The following is a 25,434-nucleotide window of genomic DNA, read 5'->3' as shown; positions in this document are numbered from 1 at the left end:
TTTTTTAGTAAATTTATTATTTAGATGTTACGAAGATACAAAAGAAGTTCCCTCTGTCACAGCTTTTTTCCCTATTGTGCAATAGGATTTTCCCTATAAAGAATGTGCCTCTTTGTATTTATATATAAATAATATAGTCTATATTTGTACTTTTTAAAATTGAAAGGGAAAACAAACGTCAGCAAGAGTCTTAATGAAGCGTTCCAGAATTCTATACATCGCCGTTATCGGCTTTCTTCTGATTTTAACAGCCGGTTGGGTGTATTCTGCACAAAGTCGGCGGACGGAACAGAGGAAGAAGAATATACAACTGAATATACAATTGGTTTATTCGTTTGCCGCGGATGATATAGGGTATGGTAAGTTCCGGCAGAATCTGGAAGACGAGTTGAAGGAAAGGGGATTTGTTCCACGGATTACAGAATTTTATCTTAATTGTGAATTCTATAGAGAGCAGGAAGAGGTGGAACGTATGCGCGATTATCTCAACACAGTTGGCGAAGATAGTGTGGATATGCTGCTGGTTGTGGGAGATCAGGCTGCTTATTCGGTCTTGAAGTCGGCACACCCTTTACTGTGGAAGCATCCTGTGGTGCTGAGTAATATTCATTTTCCCAACGAGGGACAGTTGAAGCAATATGCGGATGCTCCGGTATATTTGCTTTCCGACGAGCCCGATTTTAAGTCGAACATCGAATTTATGAAACGGTTGTTTGACCGTGACAATATCACTGTGGTCTATAATCAGGATCTGACTTTTCTGGGAAAATGTTCAATGAAGAAGTTACTGGATGATACGGATAAAAAGAATATTGTGATGTGGAGAAGACAGAACGGTATTTTCAGTTTAAACATCTATCAGTCACTGTATGATATGGCCCAAAAGGAAAATCTGACCATACAGGACTATTTTCCTCAAAATAAAGAACCCCGGGATTTTACGATAAGAATGTTCCCTTTCCGCTATATGGCAGGATTGGTTCTGCTCGGGATCACCTCCATGCCCGAAGAACGGCAGTACGATACGGCTTTCTTGCTGGATAAATGGGATGTCTCTACCATGCCTGTTTCCCGTACGCTGAATATTCCTTCATTCAGTTGCATCCGTGAGGGTTTTAACGAAAATATCGGCATTGTGGGTGGATATATGGCTACCGATGAAATATCGGCGGAAGCCGTAGCTTCTTTGGTAGAAGGCCTTTGGTCGGGGAATGGTGCCAAAGAGCCTAAACGCCGGGAGCTTGCCAAGGAATATGTATTGGACTGGACCCCCTTTTCTGCTTTTAAGGTTTTCGACGTGGGCACGGTGCCGGAGAATGTAAAGATACTCAATCGGCCTTTCTACGATAAATATCGCCGGGAAATGTATGCTTCCGGGGTTATTTTTGTCTGCCTGTTTGTTGGCTTGATCGTTGCCCTGCTGCGCATCCGGCGCAAAGTCCGTCGTGAACATGAAGATATACAGGCTTTGAAGAGCGCACACGAGCATTTGTCTCTTTCCACCTCGGGAGGAAATATCTCTTTGTGGTATATACGCAGGGGAGAGCTGAATCTGGACGAGAACTTTGTACAACTTACCGGTATCAAATGCCGGCACTATGCTTTCAGGCATTTTTTAAAGTTTCTGCATCCCGATGACATGAAGTGCATTGAGAAATTATTCAGGGAGACGAGAGAGTTGCAGGTGATGGCTCTGCAGCGGCTGCGGTTCTGCTTTGATGAGGCAGGGTACGAGTGGTTTGAATGCCGTTGCGACAGCCTGAAGGATAATCAGGGAGAATTGGTGATAGCAGGTGTCATCCAGAATGTACAGGAACTGGTACGAAGGGAGGACGAACTGATCAGGGCGAAAGAGATTGCGGAAAACGCTGAACTGAAGCAGTCGTTCCTGGCTAATATGAGCCATGAAATACGTACACCGCTAAATGCCATCGTCGGTTTCACCAACATCCTGGTAGACGAGACGGCCGGGGAGCTTGACGAGGAGGAGAAGAAGGATATGATCGGAATTGTGAATCATAACAGCGAGTTGTTGCTCAAGCTGATCAGTGATGTGCTGGATATTTCGCGACTGGACTCCAATAATCAGGAATTTGTCATAGAACGGTATGACCTGGCGAAGATTGTTTCTGAAATTTATCGTACCCATCAGGTGATCATCCATCCTCCTGTAGAGTTCCGGTTGAAGATGGACGATAGCTGGACTGTGTATGTGGCAGTGGATAAGCTCCGCCTGATACAGGTCATTTCCAACTTCCTCAGCAATGCGAACAAGTTTACTGCGGAGGGTAGCATTACGCTGGGATGTGAAGTGGATCCCGGGCGGGCCGAAGTAGGCATTTATGTGGAAGATACCGGCAAAGGGATCGACACCGGACACCTGAACGCCATTTTCGACCGTTTTTATAAAGCGGATGAATTTGCGCAGGGCACCGGATTGGGATTGTCTATCTGCAAGGTGATTGCCACGCGGCTGTCCGGACGTGTCGAAGTGCAGTCTCAGGTCGGAAAAGGCAGTCGTTTTACTCTGGTGCTTCCGTTAATGAGGAATTCGGAAGGATGATTTCCATAATCTCTTCTTCCATATGGGAGCGGTGTATGGCATAGCCTTTCCAGCATTCTTCTATCCGGCCATTCGGCGCTATCAAGATAAAAAATGGTATGGATTTTACTCCGTAACGAGCTGCAATGCCTGCCAGTCCCTGCCCGTCGCTGAGGTTGTCCCATAGAAAATCCCGGCTACCCTTTTCCCAACTTTCACGACTGCCTACATTTATACTGATAATCGCCAGTTTGTCCGGACACGAAGATGCCAGTTCTTTTAATCCGGAAACAGATTTTACGCAAGGTGCGCAATATTGATCCCAGAAATCCAGCAGAATGTATTTGTTTTTATTCAGGTAATCTGACAGTTTGCAGGAATTTCCTTCCAGGTCGGTCAGTTCTGCATCTATGTATTGATCTCCCCTTTCGGGCGCTTTGTTAGGGTAAAAACAAGATTTGATTAATTTCCCATAATAGGTTTGTTTTTGTTTTCCTGTTAGTTTGGCATAGGTCTCTTTCCCTGTGCGGAGATGTTCCGGGCTTGTCATCCAGGAGGCATAAGCACTCGTTAAAAACAGCCACACTAAGCCGACATCTGTCAACTGCGGCTGTTCATGCAGATTGTTGAGTATACGAATCTGTCCGGGTAAATCATTCTGTATCATCTGGCTCGATAGTATCCGGATGCTGTCCGGCGAAAGAGATTTATCCCATAATTGCCTGCTGTTCATCCGGCTCGTCATTACCATGTTGTCCTTTCCCTTCAATTGCCGGTATAAATCTTCTTCCGATTGTTGTGGCATATTGTTCTTCACAATCCATGTTTCGGGTACTTCCGAATTGGCGGATATCCTTATCGTATCATCACCGACCCACAAACGCAGGCCAAGTGTGCCGATTGCTTTCTCCGTTCCATACAGGTAGATGAGATCCGGTGTTTTCTTTCTTTCTCCTTCCAGGTGGAAGGTACCGTTGCGGACAACATCGGATGTGAAACAAAAGGTCGGGCCCATTCCGTTCCAATGTCCCAGATAAAGAATGGAGCCGTCCGGGATATATCCATTCGTTTGCCCTTCGATAACGAAATGTTGTGCATTCATATTCCAGAAAGAAAGACAAAACAAAAATAAAAGCCATACTCGTTGATATTTCATAGTTACTCCCTCCTCCGTTTTTGGGTTGTGATTATCCGGTTACTCTCGTCCGGCTCCACTCTCTTTCAGTCTCTTTGTTACTTAAGGGGGGAGGGGGAATTGGGTAACTTTTGTTGGTTGGGACAAATTAACTAAATGTTTTAGTTGTGCGACGTGTTTTGATAGTTAATAAACTAAAACAGGTCGTTGTTTGGATAATTATCCTTGAAAGGTAGCTAACGGGCAAAAAAATAAGCTGCCTCCTTTGCGGAGGCAGCTTATTTTTATCAATCGGAAGTCCGTTTGATTATTTCTTACGGTTACCGTAACGGCTCATGAACTTGTCAACACGTCCGGCTGTATCTACCAATGTAGATTTACCTGTGTAGAACGGGTGAGAAGTGCTTGAGATTTCGACTTTCAGCAACGGATAAGTTTCACCTTCGAATTCGATGGTCTCTTTAGTTGCCACAGTTGATTTAGACAAAAACATATCACCGTTTGACATATCTTTGAATACTACCGGACGGTATGATTCAGGATGAAGACCTTTTTTCATTTCAATATTTGTTTTTTAAATTATTATATCGTTTTACTATTTGGTAAGAATAGTGTAATGGTCATTTTTCAGAGCGCAAAGATAATGCTTTTTTGTTTCTTAGGAAAAAAGTTTCGGAAAAAAAGTCGTATTCTCGCTTTTTTTTAAGACTTTTGCAGGGTTGACGGAGAAAATCCGTTGGTTTAAAGTCAAGGTCCCGCTGGTTTGAAATCCCAAAAGGACATTAAATAGTTAAGAAATGAACTAAATTCACCACAGGGCAACACAGAGTCTTATAGAGATTTTTTCTTCTTTCCAATATCCTGATAACAAGAACTTAAGGCTCTGTGTTGCTTTGTCGTGAATCAAACTTAAAACAAAATTATGAAGAAACTGATTATTGCATTCGGCTTTTTAGTGTTGCTGTCTGTCGGTGTCCGTGCGCAGGAGCACAAAGACGGGCTGTACAGCGTTGCCTTTTACAATCTTGAAAACCTGTTTGATACCATTCACGATGCCGGAAAAAACGATTATGAATATCTGCCGGATGCTGCTAAGGGATGGAACTCGGAGAAGTATCACTCCAAACTGAAAAAACTGTCCAAAGTGCTGGGTGAACTATCGCGCGATAAAGTACCTGCCGGACCTGCCGCCATTGGGGTGGCCGAGGTTGAAAACCGGAATGTACTTGAAGACCTGATTCGCCAACCGGAAATGGCTGCGGGAGGTTATCGCTACATACATTACGAAGGACCCGATAAACGGGGAATCGACTGTGCGTTGCTGTATGATCCAAAACAGTTTACTCCCCGTACGACGGCATTGGTTCTTTCCACTCCGTTCGAAGGAGATACGATTCACAAGACCCGTGGATTCCTGATCGTCGGTGGTGAACTGGCAGGCGATAAGGTATGTATGATTGTAAACCATTGGCCATCCCGTGGGGCGGAAGAGCCTGTGCGTATGCATGCCGCCATGCAGGTGAAGGCATTGAAGGATTCGTTAATGCGTTCGGACAAAGACCTGAAACTGATTATTATGGGTGATCTTAACGACGACCCGATGGATCAGAGCCTTGCCGTGCTGGGAGCTAAGAAACACGTCGAAGATATGACGGAGGATGACCTCTATAATCCTTGGTGGGTGACGCTGGAAGATAAAGGAGTCGGCACTTTGCTGTATCGCGGCAAATGGAATCTGTTCGATCAGATTATTATTTCACCCAGTCTGCTTCAGGCTGCAAAAGGACTGAAATATGATCATAACGAAGTCTTTCTGCGTGAATACCTGTTCCAGCAGGAGGGCAGATACAAGGGTTCACCGTTGCGCACCTACGGCGGTAAGGTATGGTTGGACGGTTACAGTGACCACTTGCCTACCATAATATATATGAGGAAACAATAAAACCCTTTATTTGCTACGTAGACATTACAAACGGCTCTTAAAGGATGGGAAATAAATTGAAATAGGATTGAATTGCACCCGTCGGGCGGATATTTCCGTCCGACGGTTTCTCTATTCAAAGGATTATTCTTACTTTTGCGTAGAATTTTTGATTCACTAACAATAAACTTTTAAACAAAATGGTTAATTACAAAGATTTAGGTCTGGTAAACACTAGAGATATGTTTGCTAAGGCTATCAAGGGTGGATATGCAATCCCTGCATTCAACTTCAACAATATGGAACAGATGCAGGCTATCATCAAGGCTGCTGTAGAAACTAAGTCTCCGGTTATTTTGCAGGTATCAAAAGGTGCTCGTCAGTATGCTAACGCTACACTGTTGCGTTACATGGCTCAGGGTGCTGTAGAATATGCAAAAGAATTGGGCTGCAAAAAACCTGAAATCGTTTTGCACCTCGACCACGGAGATACTTTCGAAACTTGCAAAAGCTGTATCGACTCAGGCTTCTCTTCTGTAATGATCGACGGTTCTCACCTTCCTTATGATGAAAACGTTGCTCTGACTAAGAAAGTTGTTGACTACGCTCACCAGTTCGATGTAACTGTAGAAGGTGAACTCGGCGTATTGGCCGGTGTAGAAGATGAAGTTTCTTCAGACCACCACACATATACTGAACCGGATGAAGTAGTTGATTTCGTAACTAAAACAGGTTGCGATTCATTGGCTATCTCTATCGGTACTTCTCACGGTGCTTATAAATTTACTCCGGAACAGTGCCACATCGATCCGAAAACTGGCCGTATGGTTCCTCCTCCGTTGGCATTCAACGTATTGGATGGCGTAATGAAAGAACTTCCGGGATTCCCTATCGTTCTTCACGGATCATCTTCAGTTCCTGAAGAAGAAGTTGCAACCATTAACCAATTTGGTGGTGCGCTGAAAGCTGCTATCGGTATTCCTGAAGACGAGTTGCGTAAAGCTGCTGCTTCTGCTGTTTGCAAAATCAACATCGACTCAGACTCTCGTTTGGCTATGACTGCTGCTATCCGTAAGGTATTTGCAGAAAAACCGGCTGAGTTCGACCCACGTAAATACCTGGGACCGGCTCGCGACAACATGGAAAAACTCTACAAGCACAAAATCATCAATGTGCTGGGTTCAGACAATAAGTTGGCTGAATAAAAAAACATGATGTTGTTCATGTTTATTTAATTTACATTTTTGGAAAGCCACTCAAGCGATTGAGTGGCTTTTTTTTAGGCCGGTCCGAAAATCCGGTTGCCATCCGGTTCGGGTTTTGATTCACTACGGAGGGTACAGAAAGCACAGAGTTTTCATCTTTTGTTTATGAAAGGTTCCGGAGAGAAATTCTCCTCTGTGAGACGTTATTCTCTTCTGTGGTGAATAATCAAATTCACCGGGTTTTCGGGACTGGCTTATCAAAGTTTTACATGCCGGGATATGGTTTTACGTACCGGGGTAAATGGTTTTACATGCCGGGATAAAAGCCTTTACATACCGGAGATAATGTCTTTACATACCGGGATAAATGGATTTACATTGAAAGAAAAATATTGGTAAATATAATCTGTTGATTATCAAATTTATCGGGACGGTTGTCAAACTACATATTTGCCGGAGGAATCTTTATTCTTTCCTCGTTCGTTATACCATATCGTCTCCCGTCTTTACGACAGCCACTTTCAATGTCTTATGGAAAGGGATAAAAGCTGCAACGACTGCAACCACCAGTGCCAGTATCAGCACATAACCGATCAGTGTTTTCAGTGCCAGTAACAGAGATTGCTGTTGCAAAGTGGAGTACAGGCTGTTGGTTGCCAACTGGCCGGCTTCGCTGAATTCGTGCCCCTGTGCCAGGGCGCTGTTCAGTGCTTGGTTATATTTCTGTTCGGCTATTGGATTGGTCAGCGTCATATTTTCCGAAAGAACATTCATGCCTTTCACCTGAAGATAATAGAGCATGTTATTGAAAAACGAGGCCGACAGGACCGGTGCCAGTGCCGACCGGAAGGAAATCAGGAAGAAAGCGTTGGACAGTGTCAGGCGCGGGTCTAAATCTTCGACGACAAAAACGCCGAATGCGATAAACAGGACCATCATGCCCACTCCCCGGAATAAAATAGGGAGGTAGAGCATTTCGTAAGTGCCATACGGGGTTATGCCAAAGTAGAGAATTGCCAGATAAATGACGTAACAGAACATGCCGCCTGAAATCAGAAAGCGAAACCGCCACCGTTGCCATCGGAACCACCAGAAACAAATAATCGCTCCCACGACATAGCCGGGCAACAGCCACAGGCTGAGTGAATTGGCATGAATGCTGTCTACCCGGATAATACTGTTCATGTAGTTGGTCACCAGTGAACTGGTGGCTGTCAGAAACATGGCGAGTACCATGAAGCCGTATCCGATGATGGATTTATGCAGAGTAAGTGGTTTCAGACTGACGAAAGGCTTCGGCTGTGTCCGTTGCCGGTAGATGAAAAGAGCTATCAGGAGAGGGATGATGAATACGTATACTCTTATTTTAGGGGATGCGAACCAGTCGAGTGTTTTGCCATAAGTGAAGGTATAGAGTGTCAACAGATAGGCAGAGGCAATGATGAACATGCTCTTTCCGTCCATCTCCTTGAACGGGATGTGGACGGGACGTTGTGCGTAACGAAAAAAACACAATACAAACAGAATGGCAACCAGTAGGAGGATGGTGACGAAATAGTACATGTGCTGCCATTGATAATGATAGGCCAATTGTGCCGTGATAGCCATTGACAACTGTCCTCCGGAGAAGACAATGGGATAGAAGTAGGCGTAAAATTCACTTCGTATGTTTTTGGGACTGAAGAGTGGACGGATCAGGATGATGAACTCGAGCATGACGAAACCTTTGAGGAATCCCATGAAGAAACAGCATCCCATGATGACGTCCATGCTGCCTGTCTGTGCACAGATCAGGCTGAAGAAAACCTGTAGCAATAAGTCTGTGAGCAACAAGGTCTTCGAAGTGGCTATAGCACGTATTTTCGGTACGATGGGGTAGGCTACAGCCATCCCCACCGAAGCTGAATAATAGGCCATCGTGATATCTTCGCTCATCACTCCCAGCGTGTTCGACACTTCGATCATACTGCCTGTGTAAGCTCCGTTGAGCAGGGTGATGGGAAAAATGACGATGAACATCGTTACGATGCCCAACCATTGGGGCACCCAGGGGCGGGTAGGGAGGTTGAGCTTTACCATAGGCTTATGGGCGGACCGCCTCCGTTTCTACCATCATTCCGGCACGGAGGCATTCCATCTCTTTGGGTGAGGCATCGTTGAGGTCAATGCGGACAGGGATGCGCTGCTGTACTTTGACAAAGTTCCCGGCCGAATTGTCGGTAGGCACCAGGGAGTATTTTGACCCGGTAGCTTCGGAAATGGCCGTGACGGTTCCATGAAAAGTCCGGCCGCTGAAAGCATCTACTTTAATGCGAACCTTTTGTCCGATGTAGATGTGGGCTATCTGAGTCTCTTTATAGTTGGCAGTTACCCATTTATCATTGCCTCGTACCAGGTACGAGAGAGTCTGTCCCCCTTGTACGAACTGTCCCGGTTCAAGGGTGCGCCGTCCCATGTATCCGTCATAAGGTGCGGTGACGACGGTATATGACAGGTTCAGTTTAGCCATATCCACTTCGGCCTCTTTACGGAGGATATTGGCTTCGGCACTGGTACTGCGTTTACTGGTTTCAGAGTACTGCGATTGGGCGGCTTCTTTCTGGCGCAGGAGGGCATTGTAACGTGCCCGGGTCGCTTCAAAATTTGCTTTTGCCAGTTCGTAGTCCTGTTGGCTGATGGCCTGTTTTTTCAGGAGCCGGGTGTATCGGTTCAGTTCGGCTTCCTGCTGTGAAAGCCGTGCTTGGGTTTCGGCTATGTTGGCGTCCTGTACGGCAATGTTCACCCCTGAGGTCCGGATGCCGGAGTTCAAAACCTCTCTGGAGCCTAAGGCATCCATCAAAGCGGCTTCCGCATCTTTGAGTCGGATCCGGTATTCACGGTCATCCAGAATCAGGAGCGTGTCGCCGGCATGTACATACTGGTGCTCGGTGAAACGTACTTCTTTGATATATCCCGGTATCCGGATGTTGAGCGGAGCGATGTATTGGTCCACTACGGCATCATTGGTTATTTCGTAGCGGGCATATTTCCAGAAATAGTTTACTGTCCACGAGATACCTGCCAGTGCTAATAATATGCATACCGTGTTGAGAAAGATGTTTCTGTGCTTCAGCTTTCTTAATTCTTTTTGTTTCGCTTGATGGGTGGACATGACCTGAGTTGATTTTAGATTTCGTTGAGAACTTCGTACAGTCTTTTTAAATCTTCGGTACATTCGTTTATCCGGCTGACCTCCATCTCTATTCCCGTTTGGGTATAGATATCGTTGATCAGCGGTTTCACTGTAAGGGCAAGTTCCTCGCCCTGTGCTGTAAGAAAAATCAGCCGGTTTCTCCGGTCGGATGAATCTTCTTTCCGTATCACCCAATTCTTCTTCTCCAGGTTATTGATCAGGTTAGTCAGGCAAGCTTTGTCTTTTGCCGTTTTCTCTGCCAGAGACTGCTGGCTGATGCCTTGTTCGTTCCACAGGCAATTCATTACTTGCAGCATTTCGAAGGTCATATCTACGTTGTGCCGTTTGAGCACCCGTTGAAGGGTTTGACGGAAAGCCATCCGGGTTCGCAGGATTTGTAGAATAAGCTCGCGTGCCGATTCGTTGTTTGTCATCGTTGTATTCTTTTAGTCGGTGCAAAGGTAGCGATATTCTTCGATAATAGTCAAATGTTTGACTATTATTATTCGTGACAAAATTCACCACGGAGTAACACGGAGTAATACAGAGGTGATTTAAGTTGTTGATTATTAGTGTAAATGCTCTGTGCTACTCTGTGTTACTCCGTGGTAAAAAGACTTTTGACACCCCGAGCCTGCTTTGGGGTGAACGGGGCTAAAGCTCTATGACCATTGACTGGCGTGGAGCCATTGTCAGTTCCTCGTTCAGCATTATCACTTTTCCGCTAATGACGTCTTTGCCTTGAGTTTTATCTTTCAGTACTTCAGCGTAATATTTCAGAGGGAGTTTCACCTCCTTATCCGTACCGTTCAACAGGACAAATACTGTTTTTCCGTTATATTCGCGTGCATAGGCATATACACCGTGCTGAACCATGAACTGTTTCATGCTGCCTTTGGCAATCACATCGTTGCCTTTGCGCCAGTTCAGCAGATTGCGGTAGAAGTTATAGCTTTCGTTCTGTAGTTTGGTACGTCCCTCCGGAGTAAGAGCGTTTTCTTTATCATTGGCCCATCCGCCGGGGAAATCTTTTCTGACATAACCGTCGCTTTTGCTCTTTACTCCGTTCATCATGACTTCGGTTCCGTAATAAAGCTGCGGAATGCGCCGGGTGGTCAGCAAAAGGGTAGAGGCCTGTTTCAGCATGTCGAGATTTTCACCTTCACCCAGAAAGCGGTCGGTATCGTGATTCTCTATGAAAGCCAGTACGGATGCGGGATCGGGATACAGATAATCGTATACAAAGTTGTTGTATACCCGATCCAAACCTTTGAACCAGGTGTCGGTCTCTTCATTCTTGGCTGTGTTGATTTTGTCGAAGAAACTGAAGTCCATCACAGTTTTCAGGTTACTGTTGCGTGGGGCGGAGAGTTTGGAATCTTTTTGCCACCAGGCTGTGTAGGCAGGTTCGGTTACCCAGGTTTCGCCTACCGTGTTATAGTTGGGATATTCTTCATTCAGTTCCTTCATCCAGTTGCTCATGGCATCGTAGTCGGCATACGGGTAAGTATCCATCCGGATGCCGTCGATATCGGCATATTCAATCCACCACAAACTGTTTTGCAGGAGATATTTGTATACGTGAGGGTTCTTCTGGTTCAAGTCGGGCATGGCTTCCACAAACCAGCCGTCATTCATCTGGTCGAAGTCATACTGTGAGGCGTACGGATCTACGTGAGGAGTCAGTTTGTAAGATGTCTGTACGAAGTTGTCTTTAAAATCGGAGTGGTTGAACCAGTCCTTCGAAGGCATATCCTTGATCCAGGGGTGTTCTACTCCGCAATGGTTGAAGATCATATCCATTACGACTTTAATGCCCCGGTTGTGAGCTTTGTCTATCAGCGAGCGATATTCTTCGTTGGTACCGAAACGTGGGTCTACCTTGTAATAATCGGTCGTGGCATAGCCGTGGTACGAACCGCCTTTCATATTATTCTCAAGTACCGGGGTGAACCAGAGTGCGGTTACTCCCAGGTCGGTAAAGTAGTCCAGGTTTTGTTCAATACCGGCGAGGTCACCGCCGTGGCGGGCGTTCGGATCATTGCGGTCTACTTTATATTCTGCCATGCCTTCTATCTGGTCGTTGTCCGGGTTTCCATTGGCAAAGCGATCCGGCATTAACAGATATAGGGCATCCGATGCGTCAAAGCCTTTGTGGTCGGCTCCTGCTTTGCTACGTGCTCTCAATTCGTAATCCTTAACCAGCTTTTTCTTTCCGAGAGTGAATGTAATAGGCATTTTCCCCGGTTTAACATCTTTATCGAGATGAAGATAGACAAGCAGATAATTGTTGCTTTCCAGCTTCACGACGCTGCTGAGTGATACTCCGGGATAGTTTACTGATACGGATGCCTGGCCGATGCCTTCGCCGTATACCATTAACTGGAGTTCCGGATTGTTCATGCCGGTGAACCAGAAGGGCGGATCGATTTTTGATACGTTCATGGCTGCATAAGTACTTAATGAAAGTAAGAGAGAACCTAAGAAGAACAATAATTTTTTCATGATATTAGCTCGTTATTATTTAGATGCTGCTAATATAGGATAAATCATCGGATTGGTTCCTGTTTTCTTCCTTACTGTCCGCCATCTATTTATGCAAACGTTTTCATAGGAGATGCTTAAGCCTGAATCGGGCATTTGTAATGTGCACAAAAGCCACTTTGGATAGCTACTTTTCTCCTTTGAAGAATTTTTCCTTTCGGATACTTTCCAGTTTATTGGCGGCACTTTTATAATAGTCTATGCGAGGTGCGGGCTCCTCCTCTTCGACGTCGCTATCTTGTTGCAGCTCTATTGCCTTCTGTTGGGACTTTGTTCGTAGAAAAGCTTGCAAGTAGCGCTCTGTGGCTTTTGTATCTTTGAGTTTATCGGATAGAAAGGCCATGTTATAAAGCAATATATGCCTGTCGGGGGCATACTTATATTGTTCTTTGATTGCTTTTATCTGCTCGCGGGTCTGTTTGGCCTCTTTATAACAATCCGCAAGTCCGAAATAGAGACGTTCCATTATACTGTCGGTGGGGATAGTCTGGTCGATGGCCTGATTCAGATACTCAATCCCATCTTGTTTCCACAAAGTCTTGGAGCAGGAGCGTCCCAAGTAGTAGAGCAGGTTGGCGCTGGGGGACTGGCGGGATTTTGCTTTAAGCAGCCAATCGCGTGCTTTAAAGTATTCTTTCGTAGCATAATAGCTGACCCCCAGATAATAACATGTCAGCAGGGTACTGTCTCCCTGGTTTGTCAGATCTTGATAACGTTTGATTGCCATGGGGTAGTCTTTGTGCAGACAATAAGCAAGGGCGTTCTGTCGGTTTACCTCTACATTGGTACTATCCATTTGGCGATATCCTTCTGTCAGGGCGATTGCCCCTTCATAATCCTGCATTGTATTGAGTATGCTGCCCAATCTGGCAACAGACAGATAGTCGGAAGGATATTTTTTGATGATGGAAATGTAACATAACATGCTTTCTATCGGCATGTTAAGTCCTTCCATACTTTCTGCCATTAATCGTAATACGGTAGCGGAACTGTCTTTCTTGGCCAATGTGACGCTTTCATGCAGTGCATCTCCATATCGCTGCTGGTTGTATAGTAGACGGGTGTATTGCAGGTGCGCGTAAGTATGTTCCGGATTTAACTTCAAAACTTTCCGATAGTATTCCAAGGCCTCGTTGTACTTGCTCAGTTGCCTGCAACATTCAGCGGCTTCTATCAATGCCTGCTGATTTTCGGGTAATTCGGAAATGATATGTTGTAAAGTGGACAAGGCTTCGGCAGTGTGTCCCAATCCCTTTAAAGCCTTGGCTTTTTGTAATAATAATTGCGATGAAGCAGTTTCTCCATCGATCAGTCTGATGGCCGTTTTGTAGTCATAGTTTGCCATTGCTTCCTGGATAGAAGTTACGTTCTGAGCGGACAATGCTACATTGAAGCCCAGACAGAGGAGGATCAGGAGGTATTTCATATGGGTAAATATAGGTTTTGTTATTTCGGGCTTTGTTCCGGTATTCCCTCGTTGAAGAATTTTTCTTTCTGTAAGTCCTTCAGCCACTTATCGGCAGCGTTGTAGTAGTTTTCAAGTCCCAGAACGAGTTCTCCTTTTTCGGTGGTGGCTTCCTCCTTTTTGGCATCTTTGTTCCGGGTCTTTAAGAAGGCCTGCAAATAACGTTCGGTTGATTTGTGGTCTTTTAGCTGGTATGAATAATTCCAGGCGATGTCATAAAGTAGTTTATGGTTCGTCTTATCATATTTATACAGCTCTTTGAGGGCCTGGATTTGTTTGGGTGTGTCTCTTGCCAGTTTACAGCAATCGACCAAGCCTCTGTAAAGACGGATCATGGTACTGTCTTTGGGGATGGTAAGTTCGATGGCTTTCTCCAGATGTTCTATGCCTTCCTTTTTCCAGGAAGTCTTGGCGCAACATCGTCCCAGATAATAGAGCAAGTTCGGATCTTCTTCCATATCTTTGTACAGTTTGCTGAAGCATGCGTGTGCTTCATAATAATATTCATCTGCGTAATAGCTGATTCCCAGATAGTATAATGTTTGTGTACTGCTGTCTCCCTGCTGGCATAGATTTTCGTAACGTTTGATAGCCATCGGGTATTGTTGGGCACGACAATAGGCAAGTGCGTTTTGCTGGTTTACGATCAGGTTGGTTGAATCCCGTTCTCTGTAGCGTTCGGTCGCTTTGATCGCGTATTCGGGATATCCTGCCGCTATGTTCAGATTTCCCAGTTTGGCCGCTGCTAAATAGTCGTCCGGGTATTTGTCCTGAATGATTTCATAACAGCCGATGGCAGGCAGTATTTGTTGCATTCCTTCAAGGCTCTGTGCCTGTAGGTGGAGTACCACGGCCGAACTGTCCGTTTCGGACATCATTGAGCTCTCTCCAAAAGCTTCGGCATAATTTTTCGTATTGCAAAGCAAGTTGATAAATTGCAAGCGGGCATACTTGTTCTTGGGATTCAAGGTGATGGTTTTCCGGTAATAGTCCAATGCATCGTTATATTTAGCCATTGCTTTGCAACATTCCGCGGCTTCGATGTGTGCCTGTTGGTTGGTAGAATCTGCCGTAATTACTTGGCGGATGACACGGAGAGCCTCGGCGTTGTTGCCGATTCCTTTCAGGGCTTTGGCTTGCTGCATCAATAGCGGGATGGTAGGCTTCTCTTTGTTGATCAGTTCAATGGCAGTCTCGTAATCATAGTTTGCCATTGCTTCCTGAATTTTGTTTTGATTCGTGTTCTGTGCCGTTAGTATGGGACTAAGACACAAGCAAAAGATAAAGATGAGTGCTTTCATAGCTTTTGTTTTCATAGGGCGTATGTTTTATTGCCTGCAAGTTAGTAAAAATATCGTTTCTACGAAGGGTTCGTAATATCTTTTAGATAGATTAACGTAAAAAGCAAGGCGCCTCTCTTTACGAAAAGAGAGACGCCCCGGTTCTATTTATGAAAACACTTTTAAACTACATAAGGAATCCGAGCAGGATACCGGCAGCTACGGCTGAACCGATTACTCCCGCCACGTTCGGACCCATAGCGTGCATCAGCAGATAGTTGGTCGGATCGTATTCCAAACCGACCACCTGTGAGATGCGTGCCGAGTCGGGTACGGCAGATACACCTGCATTACCGATCAGCGGATTGATCTTGTTGCCTTTCTTCAGGAAGAGATTGAAGAACTTCACAAACAAGACGCCCGAGGTAGTGGCAATGATGAAAGAGAATGCACCGAGGATGAAGATCAGGATAGAATCCCAGGTGAGGAATTGTGAGGCTTGTGTAGAAGCTCCCACAGTCAGTCCCAGCAGGATAGTGATGACATCGATCAACGGACCGCTGGCAGTATTTGCCAAGCGACGGGTTACACCGCTTTCTTTCAATAAATTACCAAAGAACAGCATACCCAGCAAAGGCAGACCCGACGGAACCAGGAAGCAAGTGAGCAACAGACCCACGATGGGGAAAATCACTTTTTCGGTATGCGATACGATTCTTGGTGGTTTCATGCGGATCAGGCGTTCGTGTTTAGTGGTCAGCGCACGCATGATAGGTGGTTGTATCACCGGTACCAGTGCCATGTAAGAATAGGCTGATACGGCGATGGCACCCATCAGGTTCGGAGCCAGTTTGGACGAAAGGAAGATCGCCGTCGGTCCGTCGGCACCACCGATGATACCGATAGCACCGGCTTGGTTAGGCTCAAATCCGATGAGGAGGGCAATGATGTAAGCGCCGAAGATACCGAACTGTGCGGCAGCTCCGATCAGCATCAGTTTGGGGTTGGAGATCAGTGCCGAGAAGTCCGTCATGGCTCCGATGCCTAAGAAAATAAGCGGCGGATACCAACCGGAGGTTACACCTTGATAAAGGATGTTCAGTACCGAACCTTCTTCGTAAATACCCACTTTTAATCCGGCTTCCATATTGAATGGAATATTACCGATCAGAATACCGAAGCCAATGGGGATCAGCAGCATCGGTTCAAATTCTTTGGCTACGGCAAGGTAGATAAAGAAAAGACCGATTAGCAACATGAAAAGATGTCCGGGTGTCGCGTTTGCGAAACCGGTGTATCCCCAGAAGTCAACAAGGTTATTCCCTAAGAATGATACGAAATCTCCCATAATTATTCAATGATTACGAGGTCTGTACCTTCAAGTACAGAATCTCCTTTATTAACTTTAATTTCTGCTACTTTTCCATCTTTATTGGCATTGATGTTGTTTTCCATCTTCATAGCCTCAAGGATGATGATAGTCTGGCCTTTCTTGACAGTGTCTCCTGCTTTCACCTTGATGTCGAGGATGACACCCGGCAGCGGAGATTTCACGCCGTCTCTCTTGGAAGCTGTCGGCTGTTTGGTCACTACCGGAGCTCCCGATTCGGTTTTCGGAGCGGCTGCCGGACGGGTAACCGGTTTCGGAGCAGCTTTGACGGGAGTATCCAACTCTACTTTGTAAGAGGTTCCGTTTACTTCAACATTGGCTATGTTATCTTCTACATCGTTCACTGTAACGTTGTAAAGGTTGCCGTTGATTTTATATTTATATTGTTTCATTGCTTCATTTTATTAGGGTTAGTAATTATCTTCTCGGAGTCTGACGCAGTGTGTAGATCTTCGAACTCCACGGTGAGTAGGTGCGTTTCACTTTGTTGATAGTCAGAATCATGTCTTCAACGTCGTGAGCGTCATTCAGGTATTCGTGCAAAGCCATGGCGATAGCGGCAGTCTCTTCACCTGTGTGGCTACCCAGGTTCTTCTCCTTCGCTTCCGTCTTGTCGGTGATACCGGTGGCTTTCATTGCGTTTTTCTTACCCAGTCTGACAGCGATATTACCTACCGCCTTGAATGAAAGATACAAAAGTACCAAACCAATGAATACGACTGACATGGCAATGATGGCCATACCAATACCGATAGAGTCGTGCTTTTTGAAGTTCTCGATCTTCGGGTTTTTGTCGATAGTCATATTGTTGGTGCTTGGAGTGACATAGCTATGTTCTCCACCACCTTTTACTACCCAGTTAGCACTTCCGTCTTTTTCACGGGCGTATGAACGGTCGGCAAGCTGACCGGCAGGGATGGTTACCTCGTCAATCAAAGTTTTACCGTTGGAATCATACAGAGCAATGTAGTTCTCTTTGTCCGGATCGAGCGTAAAGTTTACATGAAACGTACCCCGGTTAGGCATCCCGTCTGCCCAGAACAAAGCATGTTGACGTGGCTTGATTAAAGTCAGCACGTCGCCTTTGGGAATAGGATATTTGGTCGGATTGTTTTTATCGTTCGTCAGAAAGCAACCTTCCAGATTTACCGAAGCGAAAGAGGTATTGAATATCTCTATCCACGCATTGTGCAGCCCGTAATCATCCTGATAGTTCTGGTCGTTGATGACCAAAACTTCATTGATTTTCAGACTGGTGGCACTTTGCGCCCTGAGCCCCATGCAAACCATTGCCAGCAGAGCGATAAATATCCCGATTCTTTTCTTATTCATAACAATCGATTTTTATTTGTTACAATGGAATATTACCGTGCTTTTTAGCAGGGTTGGTTAATTTCTTAGTTTGCAACTGTTGCAAAGCGCGGATCACGCGGAAACGAGTGTTTCTCGGTTCGATAACGTCGTCGATGTAGCCGTATTTGGCCGCATTGTACGGGTTTGCGAAGAGTTTGGTATACTCGGCTTCCTTGTCTGCCAGGAATTGAGCAGGGTTTTCCTGATCTTTGGCTTCCTTGGCATACAATACCGCTACTGCACCGGCACCACCCATTACGGCGATTTCGGCTGTCGGCCATGCATAGTTCATGTCACCGCGGAGTTGCTTGCAACTCATTACGATGTGTGAGCCACCGTAAGACTTACGCAGGGTTACGGTCACTTTAGGTACAGTGGCTTCGCCGTAAGCATACAGCAATTTGGCTCCGTGCAGGATCACACCATTGTACTCCTGACCTGTGCCCGGAAGGAATCCCGGAACGTCTACCAATGTTACCAGCGGGATGTTGAATGCGTCGCAGAAACGAACGAAACGGGCGCCTTTGCGTGATGCGTTGCTGTCGAGCACGCCTGCCAGATATTTAGGTTGGTTGGCAACCACACCTACCGACTGTCCGTTCATGCGGGCAAAACCGATGATAAGATTTTTGGCGTAGTCTTTCTGTACTTCCAGGAATTCACCGTTGTCGATGATGGCACCGATCACTTCGTACATATCGTACGGTTTGTTCGGGCTGTCGGGGATGATTTCGTTCAACAGGTCATCCATACGGTCGATCGGGTCGGTACAGTTCACCAATGGGGCTTCTTCCAGATTGTTTTGCGGGATAAAGCTGAGAAGTTTGCGGATGATCGCCAGACCTTCTTCTCCGGTTTCGGCTGTGAAGTGGGTTACACCCGACTTGCTGGCATGTACGCTTGCACCTCCCAGGTCTTCCTGAGATACGTCTTCACCTGTTACTGTTTTTACTACAGCAGGTCCGGTGAGGAACATGTAAGATGTACCTTCGGTCATCAGCGTGAAGTCTGTCAAGGCAGGAGAGTAAACCGCACCTCCGGCACACGGACCGAAAATACCCGAAATCTGTGGAATAACACCCGATGCCATGATATTACGCTGGAAAATTTCAGCATAACCGGACAGAGCGTTGATACCTTCCTGAATACGTGCGCCACCCGAGTCGTTGATACCGATAACAGGAGCACCCATCTTCATGGCCATGTCCATTACTTTACAGATCTTCTGTGCCATGGTTTCCGACAGTGAACCACCGAATACGGTGAAATCTTGTGCGAAAACATATACTAATCTACCTTCTATTGTTCCATAACCGGTTACTACACCGTCGCCGAGGAAATGTTTCTTTTCTTGTCCGAAGTTAGTACATCTGTGTTGAACAAACATATCCAGTTCTTCGAAACTACCTTCGTCAAGCAACTGTGCAATACGCTCGCGGGCCGTATATTTGCCTTTGGCGTGTTGTTTTTCAATAGCCTTTTCGCCACCACCTAAACGAGCCTGAGCGCGAAGTTCAATAAGCTCTTTTACTTTTTCAAGCTGGTTACTCATGAGTTTTTCTTAATTTAAAGGGTTATAATATTTACGATTAGACGATTTGCGATGTACGGTTGAAAATTGATAACCAAAGGTGTTTTCAATCATACATTCTGTGCTTGTCAAGTCGTATCTCTTTTTTAGTGTTCACAGAGTTCGGTCAGTACGCCCAAAGTTGATTTCGGGTGAAGGAAAGCGATATTTAAGCCTTCGGCTCCTTTGCGCGGGGCTTTGTCGATCAGGCGGATTTCCTTGCTTTCGGCTTCTGCCAGAGCGTTAGCCACACCGTCTTCAACGGCAAATGCAACGTGATGAACACCTGCGCCTTTGTTTTCGATGAATTTGGCGATGGTACTTTCCGGACATGTCGGTTCCAGTAATTCGATTTTGGTATCACCTACCTTCAGGAAGGCTGTTCTTACTTTTTGATCTTCTACAGTTTCGATGTTGTAGCATTTCAAACCTAATACGTTTTCATAATACGGAAGGGCTTCCTCGATACTTTTTACGGCAATGCCCAAGTGTTCAATGTGTGAAATCTTCATAACTATATTTTTTAATTTTGGTTTTAATCGTCTTTTTGGAATGGTATAAAACAGCACAAAGAAAATCAATTCTTGTTTAATAAAGAAATTTTTCTGCAATTAATTATGGTGAAAATAGGTTTAAAACCCAAGGGGCGTAACTTTAAAAGGTAGGCATTGTTGGTTTCAAGCCAATTCTTCTTTGGTTTTAAACCCAGAGGATGCTTGATTTTTAGACATATATTTTGATCAGCAGATTGTTCAGCCACTGCCAGCGGAAGCGGAACCAGCGCCGGGTACTGCTTTGTTTGCCGCCGAAGCGGAGTACGAAGTCGCGGTAACCGTGTTTCTTGAAGGGGAGTCCGGCATCCATGAATTCCATGTGACGGAACCCGTTTTGATGTGCGTCTTGTAAAGCTTTCCATACAGCCAGTATACCCGGGTATTGCAGAGCATAGGTTTTCCGCATACCTCCCGAGAACCACAGGTAGGCATCGTTGCCTGAATAGATACAGGCAGATCCTCCGATGATTTTTCCTTTGTAGCGGACAATGAAAATTTTACCTTGCTTGCTGTGGATCAGCCGTGTGTCCATGTGCTGGAAAAAGATGATATTGGGAAAGTGTTTACGGATGCGGGACGAGTAGAGATGTCGCAGCATGTTCGAGAATTCGCGGATTTCTTCTATCGTGTGTGCTTCGTCTACCGATGCGCCATTTTTCAGCCCTTTCTTGATTTGGCGGATACGGGAAGGGCTGAAACGCTGTTCCGCACTTTCGGTGCCGTGTAGTGAATTGCGTACCCGCAGCCAGTTGACAGGGAAGTATTTGTTCGACCGGAAGTATTTGTAACCGAACATGGCATTTTCAAGATTGCGAAATTCTATCAGGAACGAACTCCGCAATACTTCTGTGGTGAGATGCTCCAGCATTTCACCGAATATTTTTTCCTTATCGGCTTCTGCTGTCAGATATTCGCCGGTGCCATAAACTTCACATCGCTTGATAAGGGAAGGAGGAAACATGCGTATGCTTTTGCGGATGGCGGCAAGCAGCCGGGCAATTGGTTTTCCATCTTCCGAAGCCATGATCAGGAGCGGAGTGTAGCCCGGAGTTTCTTCATAAATCTGAAATAACTCCTTTGAATGAAATGTATTGGTTCCGGGAAAATCCGGAATTTCACTCCCTCGGTAATATGTAGTCAGTTTTAATGGCATATCGGGACAAATTTACATTTTTTATTTCTCTTTACAACATTTGCGGGGCTTATTTTGTTGACCTGTTATTTTGTGATTATCTTTGTAGATATACTACAATAAAATCCGTTTCGATTATGTTAGAAGAAATTCTTGAATTCAACAAAAAGTTCGTTGAGAACAAGGGATACGAAAAGTATATTACTAACAAGTACCCCGATAAGAAGATCGCAATCCTTTCATGTATGGATACCCGTCTGACTGAGTTGCTGCCTGCTGCTTTGGGAATCCACAACGGAGACGTGAAGATTATAAAGAATGCCGGTGCCGTCATTTCCCATCCTTTCGGCAGTGTCATCCGTAGCTTGCTGGTAGCCATCATCGAACTGGGGGTGGAAGAAATTATGGTCATTGCCCATTCGGATTGCGGTGCTTGCCACATGAACAGTGATGAAATGATTGCCCACATGAAAGAGCGGGGAATCAAATCTGAAACAATCGACATGATACGCTACTGCGGTGTCGATTTCAGTTCGTGGCTGGGAGGTTTCGACGATCCGGTTGAGTCTGTCAGGGGGACGGTCCGTTCTATCGAGAACCATCCGCTGATCCCGAAAGACGTCCGGGTGCATGGCTTTATCATCGATTCACTGACCGGTGAATTGACGAGAGTGGAATAAATTGCCTATCTTTGCAGGGAAATCATTACCGGTTATGCAGATTCATACAGATCGGACTTTTTATTATGATTCTGTATAAGTCTGCGGTAAATGTTCGTTTATTAAAAACAATGCATTTATAGTATATGGAAAATTTCAGTGAACTGATAAAGAAACGCCGCAGTATGCGGAAATTTACAGGAGAAGAACTTTCTCAGGAGGAGGTAGTCGCTTTGCTGAAAGCGGCTCTGATGGCTCCCACTTCTAAACGTAGCAATAGTTGGCAGTTTATCGCGGTCGATGATAAAAAGCTGCTTGGCGAACTCTCGCACTGTAAAGAGCAGGCTTCTGCTTTCATAGCCGATGCCGCGCTGGCAATTGTGGTTACTGCCGATCCTTTGGCAAGCGATGTTTGGATTGAAGATGCTTCCATTGCTTCCATCATGATTCAGCTTCAGGCCGAAGACTTGGGATTGGGCAGTTGCTGGGTGCAGGTACGCGAGCGTTATACTGCTGCCGGAATGCCTTCCGATGAGTTTGTGCGTGGTGTGCTCGACATTCCTTTGCAATTACAGGTGTTGTCCATTATTGCGATCGGGCACAAAGGCATGGAGCGCAAGCCCTTCAATGAAGATAATCTGCAATGGGAGAAAATCCATATTAATAAGTTTGGAGGCAAGTAGCGGTGAGTGCGGTAAAAGCAAACAATAAAGATACATATAAAGCCACGGCAGTCACCCTTATTGTGATAGGGATGCTCTATCTGATAGACAAACTGATACACTTTTCTGCATTGGGTATACCCTGGGTGATGAATAAAGATAATCTTTTGCTCTACACTGCGGTTATTTTCCTGTTTATCAAACGGGACAAATCCGTCGGCCTGGTGCTACTCGGATTGTGGCTGGTACTGAATATCGGCTTGATTGTCTCACTGCTTGGTTCGATGTCCGGTTACCTGCTGCCCTTGGCTTTATTGATAATCGGAGGTATATTGTATTTGATTTCAACACGATGAAAAGAAGTATAGAAGATACACCGATTGTGTTTATCGGTGCCGGAAATCTTGCCACAAATCTGGCAAAGGTTCTTTATCGGAAAGGATTCCGTATCGTACAGGTATATAGCCGTACGGAAGAGTCGGCCCGTGAGCTGGCGCAGAAAGTAGAAGCTGAGTATACGACGAGCCTTGAAGAGGTGAATCCATATGCAAAGTTGTATATCATTTCGCTCAAAGATTCCGCCTTTGCCGAACTTCTTCCCGCTATCGTAGCCGGTAAACGGAAAGAGGCATTGATGGTGCATACGGCAGGCAGCATTCCGATGAGTATTTGGGAAGGACATGCGTCACATTATGGGGTGTTCTATCCTATGCAGACTTTCAGTAAGCAACGGGAAGTCGATTTTAAGGAGATTCCTTTCTTTATAGAAGCTTCGTCGACCGAAGATGCCGCATTTCTGAAAGCTATTGCGTCTACCTTGTCGAACCGTGTATATGATGCCGATTCGGAACAACGCAAGAGCCTTCATCTGGCTGCTGTGTTCACATGCAATTTCACTAATCACATGTATGCCCTTGCCGCCGAACTGCTTAAGAAATATAACTTGCCGTTCGACGTGATGTTGCCGCTAATTGATGAAACAGCTCGTAAAGTGCACGAATTGGAACCTAAAGCAGCACAGACGGGACCTGCGATCCGTTATGACGAGAACGTCATCGGCAATCATTTGCGGATGCTTGCCGATGATCCCGGGATGCAACAATTATATGAATTACTTAGCCGAAGTATCCACGAAAGACATTAACCCCAAATATAAATAAGAATGAGTACTATCAATTACGACCTCACCCGGATTAAAGCACTTGCTTTTGATGTAGACGGAGTGTTGAGTGCAGATGTGATTCCACTCCATCCGTCGGGTGAACCGATGCGTACGGTAAATATAAAAGACGGCTATGCAATCCAGCTGGCTGTGAAAAAAGGTCTTCATATTGCCATTATCACAGGTGGGCGGACCGATGCGGTGCAGAAGCGCTTTGCCGGATTGGGGGTATCCGATCTCTATTTAGGCTCTGCCATAAAGATACACGATTATCGTGATTTCCGTGACAAGCATGGACTCGCGGACGAGGAGATACTCTACATGGGCGATGACGTTCCCGATATGGAAGTGATGCGTGAGTGCGGCTTGCCCTGTTGTCCCAAAGATGCCGCTCCCGAGGTGAAAGCCGTTGCCCGCTACATTTCATATGCCGACGGCGGATACGGTTGCGGACGTGATGTGGTGGAGCAAGTACTTAAAGCGCAAGGCAAATGGTTGTCGGATGATGCTTTCGGGTGGTGATTTTTAGTATATAACTCTTTAATTTATTAGTATGCTTGCTAACTTGAATCGTTATAAAATCGTATTGGCATCTAATTCTCCACGGCGGAAAGAGTTGATGACCGGCTTGGGGGTAGATTATGTGGTAAAAACATTGCCCGATGTCGATGAGTCTTATCCCGACTCTCTGCAAGGCGAAGAGATTCCGCTGTTCATAGCCCGTGAGAAAGCGGCCGCTTATCAGTCTGTGATGCACCCGGAGGAACTTTTGATAACTGCCGATACCATAGTCTGGCACGAAGGTAAGGCACTTGGGAAACCTTCTGGACGTGAAGATGCCATAGAGATGTTGCGAAATCTTTCCGGTAAGTCCCATCAGGTGATCACCGGGGTATGCCTCACCACCTGTGAGTGGCAAAAGAGTTTCGCTGCTGTGTCAGATGTCCGTTTCGCAACACTTGATGAAGACGAAATTATTTATTATGTCGATCACTATCAGCCAATGGACAAAGCCGGTTCGTATGGCGTGCAGGAGTGGATCGGTTTTGTCGGGGTTGAATCCATTTCTGGCAGTTACTTCAATGTAATGGGGCTTCCTATCCAGAGGCTATACCGGGAGTTGAAACAACTGTAGGAGGCTGTTTCTGACGCTAACTTCATATCGCTTGATTTCGTATGGCATTTTCCTCGTTCATCGGAAGGAGGAGAATGCCATACGTGTTTATTGCCTTGGAGGGATCAGGATGGTAACTTGAGTTGTGTAACGGTCATTATCCTGAGAGTTGATTATTTGTTTTCTGTATTCTCTTTCTCCATTTCGATGTTGATAATCGTGTTGTCCCATTTGTTCATCTTTTGCGTGCCCAGGTCGACTAAGAAGCCGGGCCAGAATAAAATATTCCACAGGCAGGCATTGTTGAAAGTAGATTCCAAGACAAAGGGAGTGGTTTGGTATCCTTCCTTTTTGGCCAATAACTGTTTGTCTTCTCTTTTCTTTTTGATCTGGACGGTAACACTGTTGTCTTCTTTGATTTCCGCTATTTTCTGTTTGGTCGATGCTTCGTAGATTTTAGTTCCATTCATTCCCGTAAAAGTGATGTCTTGTTTGGAACTGCTGAATAGTGTACAGCAAGATGAACATGAAATGCAGATGGATACTAATAATAAAATCTTTTTCATAAATTAAG

The 25,434-nt window shown here is 45.5% G+C and carries 24 protein-coding genes; 9 read left to right on the top strand and 15 right to left on the bottom strand.

Annotated elements, in window-relative coordinates:
* The first annotated feature begins 193 nt into the window (after window positions 1–193).
* Window positions 194–2,563, top strand: a complete 2,370-nt coding sequence (locus JZY04_RS13935; protein WP_122142799.1) for an ATP-binding protein — start codon at window positions 194–196, stop codon at window positions 2,561–2,563.
* On the opposite strand, the gene JZY04_RS13930 is transcribed toward JZY04_RS13935, so the two are convergent.
* Together JZY04_RS13930 and JZY04_RS13925 are read right to left on the bottom strand one after the other, a co-directional pair.
* Window positions 2,523–3,644 (bottom strand): peroxiredoxin, encoded by a 1,122-nt coding sequence (locus JZY04_RS13930; RefSeq protein WP_122142824.1) that lies wholly within the window; start codon window positions 3,642–3,644, stop codon window positions 2,523–2,525. The genes JZY04_RS13935 and JZY04_RS13930 overlap by 41 nt on opposite strands.
* A gap of 340 nt (window positions 3,645–3,984) precedes the next feature.
* Entirely contained in the window at window positions 3,985–4,236 is a 252-nt protein-coding gene (locus tag JZY04_RS13925; RefSeq protein WP_005780644.1) for a type B 50S ribosomal protein L31, read from the bottom strand.
* Window positions 4,237–4,599: 363 nt separating this feature from the next.
* Here JZY04_RS13925 and JZY04_RS13920 point away from each other — a divergent pair, with 363 nt between their 5' ends.
* Both JZY04_RS13920 and JZY04_RS13915 read left to right on the top strand, forming a co-directional pair.
* Complete coding sequence (locus JZY04_RS13920; protein WP_005780642.1) at window positions 4,600–5,619, top strand: endonuclease; 1,020 nt, start codon at window positions 4,600–4,602, stop codon at window positions 5,617–5,619.
* A 179-nt stretch (window positions 5,620–5,798) separates the two neighbouring features.
* Window positions 5,799–6,803: a class II fructose-bisphosphate aldolase gene (locus tag JZY04_RS13915; RefSeq protein WP_005780641.1), complete on the top strand. Its 1,005-nt coding sequence runs from the start codon at window positions 5,799–5,801 to the stop codon at window positions 6,801–6,803.
* A gap of 483 nt (window positions 6,804–7,286) precedes the next feature.
* Here the strand turns inward: JZY04_RS13915 and JZY04_RS13910 are convergent, their stop codons facing one another.
* The 12 genes from JZY04_RS13910 to JZY04_RS13855 form a co-directional block, all read right to left on the bottom strand.
* Window positions 7,287–8,882, bottom strand: coding sequence for an MFS transporter (locus JZY04_RS13910; RefSeq protein WP_005780639.1), 1,596 nt, complete (start codon window positions 8,880–8,882; stop codon window positions 7,287–7,289).
* A 4-nt stretch (window positions 8,883–8,886) separates the two neighbouring features.
* A complete protein-coding gene (locus tag JZY04_RS13905) occupies window positions 8,887–9,954 on the bottom strand; it encodes an HlyD family secretion protein (RefSeq protein ID WP_044301030.1) in 1,068 nt (355 codons plus the stop codon).
* A 14-nt stretch (window positions 9,955–9,968) separates the two neighbouring features.
* Window positions 9,969–10,409 carry a MarR family winged helix-turn-helix transcriptional regulator gene (locus JZY04_RS13900; RefSeq protein WP_005780636.1) on the bottom strand — a complete coding sequence of 147 codons (441 nt, stop codon included), beginning with the start codon at window positions 10,407–10,409 and terminating at the stop codon, window positions 9,969–9,971.
* Window positions 10,410–10,629: 220 nt separating this feature from the next.
* Window positions 10,630–12,480, bottom strand: coding sequence for a glycoside hydrolase family 13 protein (locus JZY04_RS13895; protein WP_122142798.1), 1,851 nt, complete (start codon window positions 12,478–12,480; stop codon window positions 10,630–10,632).
* A 166-nt stretch (window positions 12,481–12,646) separates the two neighbouring features.
* Window positions 12,647–13,945, bottom strand: coding sequence for a tetratricopeptide repeat protein (locus tag JZY04_RS13890; protein ID WP_122142797.1), 1,299 nt, complete (start codon window positions 13,943–13,945; stop codon window positions 12,647–12,649).
* Window positions 13,946–13,965: 20 nt separating this feature from the next.
* Window positions 13,966–15,300, bottom strand: a complete 1,335-nt coding sequence (locus tag JZY04_RS13885) for a lipopolysaccharide assembly protein LapB (RefSeq protein WP_122142796.1) — start codon at window positions 15,298–15,300, stop codon at window positions 13,966–13,968.
* Window positions 15,301–15,451: 151 nt separating this feature from the next.
* A complete protein-coding gene (locus JZY04_RS13880) occupies window positions 15,452–16,612 on the bottom strand; it encodes a sodium ion-translocating decarboxylase subunit beta (protein ID WP_005780630.1) in 1,161 nt (386 codons plus the stop codon).
* A 2-nt stretch (window positions 16,613–16,614) separates the two neighbouring features.
* On the bottom strand, window positions 16,615–17,046 hold the full coding sequence (locus JZY04_RS13875; RefSeq protein WP_005780629.1) for a biotin/lipoyl-containing protein: 432 nt from the start codon (window positions 17,044–17,046) through the stop codon (window positions 16,615–16,617).
* Window positions 17,047–17,071: 25 nt separating this feature from the next.
* Window positions 17,072–17,986, bottom strand: coding sequence for an OadG family transporter subunit (locus JZY04_RS13870; RefSeq protein WP_005780627.1), 915 nt, complete (start codon window positions 17,984–17,986; stop codon window positions 17,072–17,074).
* Window positions 17,987–18,005: 19 nt separating this feature from the next.
* Window positions 18,006–19,559, bottom strand: coding sequence for an acyl-CoA carboxylase subunit beta (locus tag JZY04_RS13865; protein ID WP_005780626.1), 1,554 nt, complete (start codon window positions 19,557–19,559; stop codon window positions 18,006–18,008).
* Window positions 19,560–19,684: 125 nt separating this feature from the next.
* Complete coding sequence (gene mce / locus JZY04_RS13860) at window positions 19,685–20,089, bottom strand: methylmalonyl-CoA epimerase (RefSeq protein ID WP_005780623.1); 405 nt, start codon at window positions 20,087–20,089, stop codon at window positions 19,685–19,687.
* 211 nt (window positions 20,090–20,300) lie between these two features.
* On the bottom strand, window positions 20,301–21,284 hold the full coding sequence (locus JZY04_RS13855; protein WP_005780621.1) for a GNAT family N-acetyltransferase: 984 nt from the start codon (window positions 21,282–21,284) through the stop codon (window positions 20,301–20,303).
* A gap of 116 nt (window positions 21,285–21,400) precedes the next feature.
* On the opposite strand from JZY04_RS13855, the gene JZY04_RS13850 reads away from it, so the two are divergent.
* The 6 genes from JZY04_RS13850 (at window position 21,401) to JZY04_RS13825 (ending at window position 24,881) form a co-directional block, all read left to right on the top strand.
* The gene (locus JZY04_RS13850; protein WP_005780619.1) at window positions 21,401–21,943 is read left to right on the top strand and encodes a carbonic anhydrase; all 543 of its coding nucleotides are present in this window, start codon (window positions 21,401–21,403) and stop codon (window positions 21,941–21,943) included.
* 125 nt (window positions 21,944–22,068) lie between these two features.
* Window positions 22,069–22,605 carry a nitroreductase family protein gene (locus JZY04_RS13845; protein WP_005780618.1) on the top strand — a complete coding sequence of 179 codons (537 nt, stop codon included), beginning with the start codon at window positions 22,069–22,071 and terminating at the stop codon, window positions 22,603–22,605.
* Window positions 22,606–22,607: 2 nt separating this feature from the next.
* Complete coding sequence (locus JZY04_RS13840; protein WP_005780616.1) at window positions 22,608–22,940, top strand: hypothetical protein; 333 nt, start codon at window positions 22,608–22,610, stop codon at window positions 22,938–22,940.
* Window positions 22,937–23,728 (top strand): Rossmann-like and DUF2520 domain-containing protein, encoded by a 792-nt coding sequence (locus JZY04_RS13835; protein WP_005780614.1) that lies wholly within the window; start codon window positions 22,937–22,939, stop codon window positions 23,726–23,728. Before JZY04_RS13840 ends, JZY04_RS13835 begins: the two co-directional genes overlap by 4 nt.
* 18 nt (window positions 23,729–23,746) lie before the next feature.
* Entirely contained in the window at window positions 23,747–24,268 is a 522-nt protein-coding gene (locus tag JZY04_RS13830) for an HAD family hydrolase (RefSeq protein ID WP_122142795.1), read from the top strand.
* 31 nt (window positions 24,269–24,299) lie between these two features.
* Window positions 24,300–24,881: a Maf-like protein gene (locus JZY04_RS13825; RefSeq protein WP_122142794.1), complete on the top strand. Its 582-nt coding sequence runs from the start codon at window positions 24,300–24,302 to the stop codon at window positions 24,879–24,881.
* Between the two features lie 152 nt (window positions 24,882–25,033).
* On the opposite strand, the gene JZY04_RS13820 is transcribed toward JZY04_RS13825, so the two are convergent.
* Window positions 25,034–25,426 carry a hypothetical protein gene (locus JZY04_RS13820; RefSeq protein WP_005807659.1) on the bottom strand — a complete coding sequence of 131 codons (393 nt, stop codon included), beginning with the start codon at window positions 25,424–25,426 and terminating at the stop codon, window positions 25,034–25,036.
* Window positions 25,427–25,434 lie beyond the last annotated feature (8 nt).

It is taken from the genome of Bacteroides sp. 11BF (assembly GCF_019633765.1).
GTDB classification, from domain to species: domain Bacteria; phylum Bacteroidota; class Bacteroidia; order Bacteroidales; family Bacteroidaceae; genus Bacteroides; species Bacteroides hominis.
Note: the sequence above shows the minus strand (reverse complement) of the source record. Positions and strands in the feature narration are given on the sequence as shown.

Coding starts and splice junctions, on each gene's coding strand:
- JZY04_RS13920 (WP_005780642.1), top strand. CDS start 4,600: ATGAAGAAACTGATTATTGCATTCGGCTTTTTAGTGTTGCTGTCTGTC.
- JZY04_RS13905 (WP_044301030.1), bottom strand. CDS start 9,954: ATGTCCACCCATCAAGCGAAACAAAAAGAATTAAGAAAGCTGAAGCAC.
- JZY04_RS13855 (WP_005780621.1), bottom strand. CDS start 21,284: ATGCCATTAAAACTGACTACATATTACCGAGGGAGTGAAATTCCGGAT.
- JZY04_RS13885 (WP_122142796.1), bottom strand. CDS start 15,300: ATGAAAACAAAAGCTATGAAAGCACTCATCTTTATCTTTTGCTTGTGT.
- JZY04_RS13835 (WP_005780614.1), top strand. CDS start 22,937: ATGAAAAGAAGTATAGAAGATACACCGATTGTGTTTATCGGTGCCGGA.
- mce (WP_005780623.1), bottom strand. CDS start 20,089: ATGAAGATTTCACACATTGAACACTTGGGCATTGCCGTAAAAAGTATC.
- JZY04_RS13915 (WP_005780641.1), top strand. CDS start 5,799: ATGGTTAATTACAAAGATTTAGGTCTGGTAAACACTAGAGATATGTTT.
- JZY04_RS13865 (WP_005780626.1), bottom strand. CDS start 19,559: ATGAGTAACCAGCTTGAAAAAGTAAAAGAGCTTATTGAACTTCGCGCT.
- JZY04_RS13895 (WP_122142798.1), bottom strand. CDS start 12,480: ATGAAAAAATTATTGTTCTTCTTAGGTTCTCTCTTACTTTCATTAAGT.
- JZY04_RS13935 (WP_122142799.1), top strand. CDS start 194: ATGAAGCGTTCCAGAATTCTATACATCGCCGTTATCGGCTTTCTTCTG.
- JZY04_RS13925 (WP_005780644.1), bottom strand. CDS start 4,236: ATGAAAAAAGGTCTTCATCCTGAATCATACCGTCCGGTAGTATTCAAA.
- JZY04_RS13870 (WP_005780627.1), bottom strand. CDS start 17,986: ATGAATAAGAAAAGAATCGGGATATTTATCGCTCTGCTGGCAATGGTT.
- JZY04_RS13830 (WP_122142795.1), top strand. CDS start 23,747: ATGAGTACTATCAATTACGACCTCACCCGGATTAAAGCACTTGCTTTT.
- JZY04_RS13880 (WP_005780630.1), bottom strand. CDS start 16,612: ATGGGAGATTTCGTATCATTCTTAGGGAATAACCTTGTTGACTTCTGG.
- JZY04_RS13890 (WP_122142797.1), bottom strand. CDS start 13,945: ATGAAATACCTCCTGATCCTCCTCTGTCTGGGCTTCAATGTAGCATTG.
- JZY04_RS13825 (WP_122142794.1), top strand. CDS start 24,300: ATGCTTGCTAACTTGAATCGTTATAAAATCGTATTGGCATCTAATTCT.
- JZY04_RS13875 (WP_005780629.1), bottom strand. CDS start 17,046: ATGAAACAATATAAATATAAAATCAACGGCAACCTTTACAACGTTACA.
- JZY04_RS13850 (WP_005780619.1), top strand. CDS start 21,401: ATGTTAGAAGAAATTCTTGAATTCAACAAAAAGTTCGTTGAGAACAAG.
- JZY04_RS13900 (WP_005780636.1), bottom strand. CDS start 10,409: ATGACAAACAACGAATCGGCACGCGAGCTTATTCTACAAATCCTGCGA.
- JZY04_RS13845 (WP_005780618.1), top strand. CDS start 22,069: ATGGAAAATTTCAGTGAACTGATAAAGAAACGCCGCAGTATGCGGAAA.
- JZY04_RS13910 (WP_005780639.1), bottom strand. CDS start 8,882: ATGGTAAAGCTCAACCTCCCTACCCGCCCCTGGGTGCCCCAATGGTTG.
- JZY04_RS13820 (WP_005807659.1), bottom strand. CDS start 25,426: ATGAAAAAGATTTTATTATTAGTATCCATCTGCATTTCATGTTCATCT.
- JZY04_RS13930 (WP_122142824.1), bottom strand. CDS start 3,644: ATGAATGCACAACATTTCGTTATCGAAGGGCAAACGAATGGATATATC.